The organism is Streptomyces sp. NRRL WC-3742 (assembly GCF_000720635.1).
Taxonomy (GTDB): domain Bacteria; phylum Actinomycetota; class Actinomycetes; order Streptomycetales; family Streptomycetaceae; genus Kitasatospora.
The window spans coordinates 119,557-129,843 of sequence record NZ_JOCF01000012.1 but is presented as its reverse complement, the minus strand read 5'-3'; the positions used below and the strand labels follow the sequence as shown (position 1 = coordinate 129,843).

Annotated in this window: 11 protein-coding genes; 7 read left to right on the top strand and 4 right to left on the bottom strand. The window is 73.6% G+C overall.

Annotated features, from left to right (window positions below):
- Positions 1–95: 95 nt before the first annotated feature.
- Positions 96–1,076 (bottom strand): helix-turn-helix transcriptional regulator, encoded by a 981-nt coding sequence (locus IH61_RS0110365; RefSeq protein ID WP_031068052.1) that lies wholly within the window; start codon positions 1,074–1,076, stop codon positions 96–98.
- Positions 1,077–1,178: 102 nt separating this feature from the next.
- On the opposite strand from IH61_RS0110365, the gene IH61_RS0110360 reads away from it, so the two are divergent.
- A complete protein-coding gene (locus IH61_RS0110360; protein WP_031068051.1) occupies positions 1,179–1,757 on the top strand; it encodes a TIGR03086 family metal-binding protein in 579 nt (192 codons plus the stop codon).
- Between the two features lie 55 nt (positions 1,758–1,812).
- Here the strand turns inward: IH61_RS0110360 and IH61_RS0110355 are convergent, their stop codons facing one another.
- A complete protein-coding gene (locus IH61_RS0110355) occupies positions 1,813–2,826 on the bottom strand; it encodes an aldo/keto reductase (RefSeq protein WP_031068050.1) in 1,014 nt (337 codons plus the stop codon).
- A complete protein-coding gene (locus tag IH61_RS0110350; protein WP_078910981.1) occupies positions 2,823–3,317 on the bottom strand; it encodes a MerR family transcriptional regulator in 495 nt (164 codons plus the stop codon). Before IH61_RS0110350 ends, IH61_RS0110355 begins: the two co-directional genes overlap by 4 nt.
- A gap of 132 nt (positions 3,318–3,449) precedes the next feature.
- Here IH61_RS0110350 and IH61_RS0110345 point away from each other — a divergent pair, with 132 nt between their 5' ends.
- Positions 3,450–4,292: a serine hydrolase domain-containing protein gene (locus tag IH61_RS0110345; protein ID WP_031068048.1), complete on the top strand. Its 843-nt coding sequence runs from the start codon at positions 3,450–3,452 to the stop codon at positions 4,290–4,292.
- Here the strand turns inward: IH61_RS0110345 and IH61_RS0110340 are convergent.
- Entirely contained in the window at positions 4,289–5,065 is a 777-nt protein-coding gene (locus IH61_RS0110340) for a pirin family protein (protein ID WP_031068047.1), read from the bottom strand. The genes IH61_RS0110345 and IH61_RS0110340 overlap by 4 nt on opposite strands.
- A 195-nt stretch (positions 5,066–5,260) precedes the next feature.
- Here IH61_RS0110340 and IH61_RS0110335 point away from each other — a divergent pair, with 195 nt between their 5' ends.
- The 5 genes from IH61_RS0110335 (at position 5,261) to fabF (ending at position 10,273) form a co-directional block, all read left to right on the top strand.
- Complete coding sequence (locus IH61_RS0110335) at positions 5,261–6,457, top strand: PucR family transcriptional regulator (protein ID WP_031068046.1); 1,197 nt, start codon at positions 5,261–5,263, stop codon at positions 6,455–6,457.
- Between the two features lie 91 nt (positions 6,458–6,548).
- Positions 6,549–7,499 (top strand): ACP S-malonyltransferase, encoded by a 951-nt coding sequence (locus tag IH61_RS0110330; RefSeq protein WP_031068045.1) that lies wholly within the window; start codon positions 6,549–6,551, stop codon positions 7,497–7,499.
- A complete protein-coding gene (locus IH61_RS0110325; RefSeq protein ID WP_031068044.1) occupies positions 7,496–8,527 on the top strand; it encodes a beta-ketoacyl-ACP synthase III in 1,032 nt (343 codons plus the stop codon). Before IH61_RS0110330 ends, IH61_RS0110325 begins: the two co-directional genes overlap by 4 nt.
- Positions 8,528–8,611: 84 nt before the next feature.
- Positions 8,612–8,863 carry an acyl carrier protein gene (locus IH61_RS0110320; protein WP_031068043.1) on the top strand — a complete coding sequence of 84 codons (252 nt, stop codon included), beginning with the start codon at positions 8,612–8,614 and terminating at the stop codon, positions 8,861–8,863.
- A 141-nt stretch (positions 8,864–9,004) separates the two neighbouring features.
- Positions 9,005–10,273: a beta-ketoacyl-ACP synthase II gene (gene fabF, locus IH61_RS0110315; protein ID WP_031068042.1), complete on the top strand. Its 1,269-nt coding sequence runs from the start codon at positions 9,005–9,007 to the stop codon at positions 10,271–10,273.
- The last annotated feature ends 14 nt before the right edge of the window (positions 10,274–10,287 follow it).

Here is a 10,287-nt window from a genome sequence, read left to right as displayed (position 1 = left end):
AGGAGGGAGCCACTGCGGAGCATTGGTGACCGACGAGAAGCCGTCGAGGTGCGTGCCCCGGCGGCGACCGCCTGGCGTGATCCGAAAGACACGGCCTAGTCCCGGTAGAGGCTGAGCGCCTCGGCCGCCGCCCGCGCCATCTCGCGCCGGGCGGCCGCCGGGCCCAGCACCTCGAGGTCCGCGCCGAAGGCCAGCAGCATCCGCACGGCCGCCAGCGCCGGGAAGGCCGGCGCCAGCTCCACCCACTCCTCGGCCGGCCCGCACCTGGGGCCGGGCGGCGGCGCGGTGAGCCGGCCGCCGTGGATCCGCAGGAACATGTCCAGCCGCGCACGGCGGACCCGCACCCGCACCGGCACCTCCTTGGGCACCCGCTCCACCTGCTCGCGCAGCACCCCCCACACGTCGCCCAGCCCGACCCCGGGGCGGCGGCGCACCACCTCGTCGGTGGGCTCGGCGGCCAGCATCCGGTCGGTACGGAACAGCCGTGGCTCGCCGTGCAGATCGGCCACCAGGTACCAGACCGCCGCCTTGCTCACCAGCCCGTACGGGTCGACGGTGTACTCCACGGGCTCCGGGGTCCCGCTGTGCCGGTAGCGCAGCCACAGCCGCCGGTCGGCGAACACCGCGTACTGCAGCTCGCCCAGGTCCGGGCCCGGGTGGTCCCCGGCGGGCGCGGTGCGCATCCACCGGGCCGGGTCGACCAGGATGCGCTCGCTGATCCGCTCGGCGTCCGTACGGTGCGGGGCGGGCAGCGCCGCCATCACCTTGCGCAGCGCCGAGCCGAGCGCCCGGTCGAGCCCGAGGTCGCTGTGCGCGCTCTGGGCGGACAGGACGAACAGCGCGCGGGCCTCGTCGGCGGTCATCCCCGTGACGTCCGTGCGGTAGCCGGGCAGCAGCCGGATGCCGCCGTGGCGGCCGCGTTCGCTGAACACCGGGACCCCGGCCGCGGAGAGCGAGTCCACGTCCCGGTAGATGGTGCGCACCGACACCTCCAGCCGTTCGGCCAGTTCGGTGGCGGGCACCCTGCCCCGGGTCTGGAGCAGCAGGAGGATCGAGAGCAGGCGGTCGGCCTTCATGGCGGAAGACTCCCAGAAAGCCTGACGGCACCTGTCAGGTTTTACTGGGAGATTGCCTCTCGCAAGCCGAACTACCCCTCGAAATCGCGGAGCTGACTGAACATGACCTCCATCCAGGACCCCCGCCCGCAGTACCAGGCCGCCCTCGACCAGCTGGAGGCCCTGGTCGCCACGGTCACCCCGGCCGACCTCGACCGGCCCACCCCCTGCGAGGACTACACGCTGCGGCGGCTCCTGAACCACCTGGTCGGCGCCACCCACCGCCTCGCCTACATGGGCGAGGGCGGCCACGCCGCCGACCACGTCCCGGCCATCGAGGACCCGGCCGACGACGCCTGGCCGGCCGCGCTGGGCCGCGCCCGCACCCGGGTGACCGCCGCCTGGGCCGAGGACGGCAAGCTCCACCGCCCGACCTCCGCCCCCTGGGGCGAGGTGCCCGGCGGGGCCGTGCTCGGCGGTTACGTGATGGAGACGGTCACCCACTCCTGGGACATCGCCACGAGCCTCGACAAGGGCTTCGTACTGGACGAGGGCCTGTCGGGCGCGGCCCTGGGCATCGCCCGGTTCGTGCTGCCCCCCGAGAACCGCGCCGGGCAGGTCCCCTTCGGCGAGGTGCAGCCCGTCGCCGAGGACGCCGACGTGCACACCCGCCTCGCCGCCTTCCTCGGCCGCAAGGCGTGACCCCGCGGGCGTACGGGCACCACGCCCGTACGCCCGTGTCCCCGCAACTTCCGGACTAGTCCCGGCCGACGTGGGTGAACTGCATGTCCCAGTACCGGTCACCGTCCACCTTGCCGGCGATCGGCTCCAGCAGCGCCAGCTCCTCGGCGGTCAGCTCCAGCGCGACGGCCCCGGCGTTCTCGAGGAGCCGGGTGCGCTTGCGGGTGCCCGGGATCGGCACCACGGTCAGCCCGTGCACCTCGGCCCGCTGCTGCACCCAGGCCAGCGCGACCTGGGCCAGCGTGGCGCCCCGCGCCTCGGCGACCTCGCGCAGCGGGGCGAGCAGCTCGCCGTTGACCGCCGCGCTGTCCCCGGTGAAGCGCGGCTGGCTGCGCCGGAAGTCGTCCGCGCCGAGCTGCTCGGCGGCCTGGAAGGAGCCGGTCAGGAAGCCGCGCCCCAGCGGGGAGTACGGCACGAAGGCGACGCCCAGCTCTGCGGCGGCGGGCACGACCTTGGCCTCCGCGTCCCGGGAGAACACCGACCACTCGGTCTGCACCGCGGCGATCGGGTGGATCGCGTGCGCCTCGCGCAGCTCGCCGGCGCTCACCTCGGAGAGCCCGAGGTGGCGCACCTTGCCGGCCTGGACGAGCTCGGCCATGGCGCCGATCGACTCGGCCAGCGGCACGCCCGGGTCGCGGCGGTGCATGTAGTAGAGGTCGATGTGGTCCACGCCGAGCCGACGCAGCGAGGCGTCCACGGCGGAGCGGATGTAGGGGGCGTCGTTGCGCACGGCCCGGAAGGTCGGGTCGTCCTCGCGGCGCTCGATGGCGAACTTGGTGGCGAGGACCACCTGGTCGCGGTGGGCCCGCACGAACGGGCCGATGAACTCCTCGTTGCGGCCGTAGCCGTACATGTCGGCGGTGTCGAACAGGGTGACGCCCGCCTCCAGCGCGGCGCCCATGGTGGCGAGCGCCTCGTCGGTGTCGGTCGGGCCGTAGAACTCGCTCATGCCCATGCAGCCGAGGCCCTGGGCGCCCACGAGGGGACCGTTCGTGCCGAGCTGGACGGTGGGCAGGGTGGTGTCGCTCATGCGCCGTGTACTTCCTCTGCTGGATGTGGCGTGCAGGCGTACTCGGTGTCGCCGAGGCGCCCGGAATAGAGATCGATCTTGTAGTCGAGGACGGCGAGGGTGGCCTGCAGATCGACGATCCGCCGCCGGACCTCCTCGCGCTGGTCCACCAGGAGCTGCCGCCGTTCCCCGTAGGTGTGCTCGCCGAGGCGGGCCATCTCGACGTACCGGAGCATGTCCGCGATCGACATGCCGGTCAGCCGCAGCCGCGACAGGAAGGCGAGCCGGTGAAGGTCGGCGTCGCAGTAGCGGCGCTGCCCGCCGGCCGCGCGGTCGACGCGGTCCAGCAGCCCGATCCGCTCGTACCACCGCAGGGTGTGGGCGGTCAGTCCGCTGGCGGCGGAGACCTCGCTGATGGTGTGCCGGGGCGTCCGGTCCGGCTCCCCGGTCGGGTGCTCGAACACCTCGGCGCAGCTGCGCTGTTCGGTCCGTACGGACGACGGTGTGGCCATGGTCTCTCCCCGTGTGCCGCGCCACCTGTGTGGTGCGGCGATGACGACGCTACCGAGTTGGAGTGCACTCCAAGCAAGCGTCCCAGAAGGCCCGCGGAAACGCCCGGCCGGACAGGCCCTAGAGTCGGGTCCATGGAGAGCTTGCGGATGATCGAGAACTGGCCGGTGCCCCACGCGGCCGCGGCCGTGGTGCGGGGTTCGGACGGCGCGGTGCTGGGCGCGCACGGGCCGCAGCGGCACCTGTTCCCGCTGGCGTCGGTGACCAAGCTGCTCACCTCGTACGCGGTGCTGGTCGCCGTCGAGGAGGGCGTCTTCGAGCTGGACGACCCGGCCGGCCCGCCCGGATCGACCGTGCGCCACCTGCTGGCGCACACCTCCGGGCTGGGCTTCGACGAGGACCGCGTCCTCGCCGAGCCCGGCAACCGCCGGCTCTACTCCAACGCGGGCTTCGACACCCTGGCCGCGGCGCTGGCCGAGGCCGCCGGGATCGCGTTCCACCGCTACGTCTCCGAGGCGGTGTTCGAGCCGCTGGGCATGGCGGACACCCTGGTCAACACCGCCCACAAGTCCCCCGCCGGCGCCGGGGGCCTGTCCACCGTCGCCGACCTGGCCCTGTTCGCCGCCGAGCTCCAGTCGCCCAAGCTGCTGGACCCCTCGACCGTGCGGCGGGCCACCTGCGAGGTCGCCTTCCCCGGCACCAGCGGTGTGCTGCCCGGCTACGGCCACCGCCGCCCCAACGACTGGGGCCTGGGCTTCGAGATCCGCGACGGAAAGTCCCCGCACTGGACGGGCACCGCCAACTCCCCCGCCACCTTCGGCCACTTCGGCCAGTCCGGCACCTTCCTGTGGGTCGACCCCGAGGCCGGCGCGGCCTGCATCGCCCTCGCCGACCGGGACTTCGGCCCCTGGGCCGCCGAAGCCTGGCCGCCCCTGTCCGACGCCGTCCTGACCGAGCTGGCGAACGAGGCGAACTAGCCGTACGAGACCGGCGAGTGCATCTCCCAGAGCAGGAGCTGCGCGCCGTCCTCCCCCGCGGACGGATCGGCGAAGGCGTCGCCGGTGATCCGCACGCTGTCCCCGGGCACCATCGAGCGCCCGCCGCCCTTGGGCCCGGGGACGGTCCGGTAGCCCAGCGAGCCCGCCGTCAGGTGCGCGTAGCGCCAGGGCGCCTCGGGCAGCCCGGTCAGCGGCTGCCACGGCCCGGCGGTGACCAGCCAGAGCGCGGCGTCGCCGCGCCGCAGCCGCAGGGCGTCGGTGGCGGCGTCGCGCTCCAGCCCGGAGGCGAGCAGCGTCAACCCGCCGTCGGCGGGTTCCACCCTGCGCAGCCCGTACGCCGGGGCCGCGTCGAACCGGTCCGGCTGCAGCCACATCTGGACGAAGCGCACCGGGCCCTCGGCGCCCCCGACGTTGCGCTCGGTGTGGGTGACGCCGGAGCCGGCGCTGAGGTGCTGGACCATCCCGGGGCGCACGACGCCGTCGTGCCCGTGGGAGTCCCGGTGGGCGAGCGCGCCCTCCAGCACCCAGGTGAGGATCTCGGTGTCCCGGTGCTTGTGCTCCTCGAACCCGGCACCGGGGGCGAGGAGTTCCTCGTTGCAGGCCAGCAGCGCGCCGAAGTGGGTGTTCTTCGGGTCGTAGTGCCCGGAGAAGGAGAAGGCGTGGCGGGTCTCGACGCCCTCGGCCGGGGTGGAGCGGTAGCGCTCGGCGGCGCGGCGGAGGTCGGCACGGGGGCGTTCTGCGGCGTCGGTCACGCTCCCCAACCGTAGTGCCCGCGACCGCCGGGGCCGGGGGGTGTGCACGAGCAGTCACTCGCGTGAGGCAGTCTTGTCCTTGTGCCAGCCGCTTCCGCGAACTCCAAGAACGAACCCGGTCCCGTACCCGACCCCGCGGGCAAGAGCCCTGCCGTCAGGCCCGCCCGCGACCGCCCCGGGCGCGCGGCCCCCCGCCTGACGGCCCAGGAGCGCAGAAACGCCGCCGAGCGGGCCGAGCGGCGCGCGGCCACCCTGAAGCGGCTGGAGAAGTCCTCGGGCAAGCTGGCCACCGCCGCCATCGCGCGCATGGACGACGAGCTCGGGTGGTACCGGCGGATGCCGCCGGAGCACCGCTCCTGGATCGGCCTGGTCGCCCAGGCCGGCATCGCCGCCTTCACCGAGTGGTACCGCCACCCGGACACCGCGCAGGCGATCTCCACCGACGTCTTCGGCACCGCCCCCCGCGAGCTGACCAGGGCGATCACCCTGCGCCAGACCGTGGAGCTGATCCGCACCACGATCGAGGTGATGGAGGAGGCCATCGAGGAGGTGGCCGCCCCCGGCGACGAGGCGGACATGCGCGAGTCGGTGCTCGTGTACGCCCGCGAGATCGCCTTCGCCACCGCCCAGGTGTACGCGCAGGCGGCCGAGGCGCGCGGCGCCTGGGACGCCCGCCTGGAGGCGCTGGTGGTCAACTCCCTGCTGTCCGGCGACGCCGACGAGGGCGTGCTGTCCCGGGCGGCGGCGCTCGGCTGGGGCCAGCCGAGCCAGGTCCGGGTGGTGATGGGCAGCGCGCCGGACGGCGACAGCGAGCTGGTGGTGGAGGCGATCCGCCGGGCCGCCCGCTACGCCAAGCTGCACGTGCTGACCGGGGTGCTGGGCAAGCGCCTGGTGGTCGTGGTGGGCGGCGAGAAGGAGCCGGTGCACGCGGCCAGGGCGCTGATCGGCCAGTTCGCGCCCGGCCCGGTGGTCATCGGCCCGACCGTGCCGGACCTGCTGTCGGCCACCCGCTCCGCCCACGCCGCCGCGGCGGGCCTGCGGGCCTGCGCCGCCTGGCCGGACGCCCCCCGCCCGGTGCTGGCGGACGACCTGCTGCCCGAGCGCGCCCTGGCCGGGGACCAGGCCGCCCGGCGCCAGTTGGTGGAGGAGATCTACACACCGCTCGACGAGGCCGGATCGGCACTCCTCGAGACGCTGAGTGTCTATCTGGAACAGGCTTCCTCGTTGGAGGGAGCGGCCCGGATGCTCTTCGTGCACCCCAACACGGTGCGCTACCGGCTACGACGTGTGACCGACGTCACGGGGTACGCCCCCTCCGACGTACGTTCGGCCTTCACCCTCCGGATCGCCCTCGCCCTCGGCAGGCTCGCCGCCACCGGGGAGCCGAGCTGAACCCGAGTGTAGGGACCATACAATCCCGGATGGTTTTCTTCGTTACCGTCGCCTACCCGCCCCCGGGCGCCTGGCGAGAGAGGGTTGAACCGTGCTCGTAATCGTCGCCCCTGGACAGGGTGCCCAGTCCCCCGGTTTCCTCAGCCCCTGGCTCGAACTCGACGGTGTCGCCGACCGTCTGCGCCGCTGGTCGGACGTGGCCGGTCTGGACCTGGTGCACGCCGGCACCGCGGCCTCCGCCGAGGAGATCAAGGACACCGCCGTCGCCCAGCCGCTGCTGGTCGCCGCCGGTCTGATGACCGCCCGTGAGCTCTTCCCTGACGAGGCCGTCGCCCGCAAGCTGGTCGGCGCCGTGGCCGGCCACAGCGTCGGCGAGATCACCGCCGCCGCCGGCGCGGGCGTGCTGAACGCCCACGACGCGCTGACCTTCGTGCGCGAGCGCGGCCAGGCCATGGCCCAGGCCGCCGCCGTCACCGAGACCGGCATGATCGCCGTCCTCGGCGGCGACCCGGAGGTCGTCGCGGCGAAGCTGGCCGAGCACGGCCTGACCGCGGCCAACAACAACGGCGGCGGCCAGATCGTCGCCGCCGGCACGCTCGACCAGCTGGAGGCCCTCAAGGCCGACCCGCCGGCGGGCGCCAAGCTGGTGGCCCTCAAGGTCGCCGGGGCCTTCCACACCGAGCACATGGCCCCGGGCGTCGAGCGGCTGGCCCAGCTGGCCCCGACCCTGACGGTGGCCGATCCGCAGGTCCGCTACGTGTCGAACAAGGACGGCCAGGTCGTCACCTCCGGCACCGAGGTGCTCGCGCGCCTGGTGTCGCAGGTCTCCAACCCCGTCCGCTGGGACCTCTGCATGGAGACCCTCGGGCAGCTCGGCGCCACCGCCGTCATCGAGCTGTCCCCGGCCGGCACCCTCACCGGGCTGCTGAAGCGCAACCTGAAGGGCGTGGCCACCCTGGCCGTCAAGACCCCCGCCGATCTCGACAAGGCCCGTGCCCTGGTCGAGGAGCACGGCGGGCAGGAGCAGGAGAACCAGGCATGAGCAAGCCCCAGATCCGCCCGGCCGAAGGTGCGCGGTACTCGCGCATCCACGGCGTCGGCGGCTACCGCCCGGCCCGGGTCATCCCGAACGCCGAGGTGCTGGAGTGGATCGACTCCTCCGACGAGTGGATCCGCACCCGCAGCGGCATCGAGCAGCGCCGCTGGGCCGGCCCGGAGGAGTCCGTCGCCGAGATGTCGGTGCAGGCCGCCGGCAAGGCCATCGCCCAGGCCGGGATCTCCCCCGACCAGATCGGCGGCGTGATCGTCGCGACGGTCTCGCACCTGAAGCAGACCCCCGCCATCGCCACCGAGATCGCCCTGCGCCTCGGCTGCGGCACGGCCCCGGCCTTCGACATCTCGGCCGCGTGCGCCGGCTTCGGCTACGGCCTGGGCGTGGCGGACGGCATGATCCGCGGCGGCAACGCCGAGTACGTGCTGGTGATCGGCGTCGAGCGGCTCAGCGACCTGACCGACAAGTCGGACCGCTCGACCGCGTTCATCTTCGGCGACGGCGCCGGCGCCGCGGTGGTCGGCCCGTCCGACGTCCCCGGCATCGGCAAGCTGATCTGGGGCTCGGACGGCTCGCAGGCGGACGTCATCTCGCAGACCGTCGCCTGGGACACCGCGTTCGCCAAGCCGGACGCCGTCAACGGCGCGGGCGACGAGCTCAAGTGGCCGGCCCTGCGCATGGAGGGCCAGCCGGTCTTCCGCTGGGCGGTCTGGGAGATGGCCAAGGTGGCCCAGCAGGCGCTGGACGCCGCCGGGATCAGCGCCGCGGACCTGGGCGCCTTCATCCCGCACCAGGCCAACATGCGCATCACCGACGCCATGATCAAGGCCCTCAAGCTGCCCGCCACGGTGCCGGTCGCCCGCGACATCGCCGAGACCGGCAACACCTCCGCCGCCTCCATCCCGCTGGCGATGGAGCGCATGCTGGAGAGTGGCGAGGCCCGCAGCGGGGATCTCGCGCTGATCATCGGGTTCGGGGCGGGTCTCGTCTACGCGGCGACAGTCGTTACGCTCCCCTAGGCGCGTTTCGCCCCACCCACTCACCCACAAGCCCGTGCCCGGTCGACGGCCGGACACGTTCAACACCGAAGAGGAGCAGCCAGTATGGCTAAGGACAAGGCCGAGGTCCTGGAAGGTCTCGCCGAGATCGTCAACGAGATCGCCGGCATCCCGGTCGAGGACGTCCAGGAGGACAAGTCCTTCACCGACGACCTGGACGTCGACTCGCTGTCCATGGTCGAGGTCGTCGTGGCCGCCGAGGAGCGCTTCGACGTCAAGATCCCGGACGACGAGGTCAAGAACCTGAAGACCGTCGGCGACGCGGTGGCGTACATCATCGCCAACGCCGCCGCCTGATCGTTCGACACGTTCGATCTCCCGGTCCGGCTCCCCGCGAGCCGGGCCGACCTGCCGGCCGGGACGCCCCACCGGGCGCCCGGCCGGGCCCACTTCCCCGGCTCGCCGCCGAACCCGCACAACGTGAGAGAAGAAGAACCAGTGACCGCTGAAAACCGTACCGTGGTCGTCACGGGTCTCGGCGCCTTCACGCCGCTGGGCGGCGACGCCGCCACCACCTGGGAGAACCTGGTCGCCGGGCGCTCCGGAGTGGCGGCCCTGACCGAGGAGTGGGCGGCCGAGCTGCCCGTCCGGATCGGGGCGCGCGTCGCCGTCGAGCCGGGCGAGATCCTGCCCCGCCCGGTGGCCCGCAAGCTGGACCGCTCGGCCCAGTTCGCGCTGATCGCCGCCCGCGAGGCGTGGGCCGACGCCGGCTTCGAGACCCCGGCCACCGACGAGTCCTCCAAGCTCGCCCCCGAGCGCCTGGGCACCGTCATCGCCTCCGGCATCGGCGGCGTGACCACCCTGCTCGACCAGTACGACATCCTGCGGGAGAAGGGCGCCCGCAAGGTCTCCCCGCACACCGTGCCGATGCTGATGCCCAACTCCCCGGCGGCGAACGTCGGTCTGGAGGTCGGCGCCCGCGCCGGCGTGCACACCCCGGTCTCGGCCTGCGCCTCCGGCGCCGAGGCGATCGGCTACGCGATCGAGATGATCCGTACCGGCCGCGCCGACGTCGTGGTGGCCGGCGGCACGGAGGCGGCGATGCACCCGCTGCCGATCGCCGCGTTCGCCAGCATGATGGCGATGTCCAAGAACAACGACGACCCCGAGGGTGCCTCGCGCCCGTACGACAAGGCCCGCGACGGCTTCGTGCTGGGCGAGGGCGCGGGCGTGGTCGTGCTGGAGTCGCTGGAGCACGCCGAGGCGCGCGGCGCCCGCATCTACTGCGAGGCCGTGGGCCAGGGCCTGTCCTCGGACGCCCACCACATCGCCCAGCCCGAGCCGACCGGCGCCGGCGTGGCCCGCGCGCTGGCCGACCTGTTCGAGCGCAACGACCTGAGCAAGGCCGAGATCGTGCACGTCAACGCGCACGCCACCTCGACCCCGCAGGGCGACACCGCCGAGCTGAAGGCGCTGCGCAAGGAGCTGGGCGAGGACCTGGACCACATCGCCGTCTCCGCCACCAAGTCGATGACCGGTCACCTGCTGGGCGGCGCCGGCGGCATCGAGACCGTCGCCACCGTGCTGGCCCTGCACCACCGCCTGGCCCCGCCGACCATCAACGTCGAGGAGCTGGACGACGACGTCGAGGCCGACATCGTCCGCGACGAGGCCCGCGCGCTGCCCGCCGAGGGCCGCATCGCCGCGCTGAACAACTCGTTCGGCTTCGGCGGCCACAACGTGGTGCTGGCCTTCCGCACCCGCTGACCCGCCCGTACGGC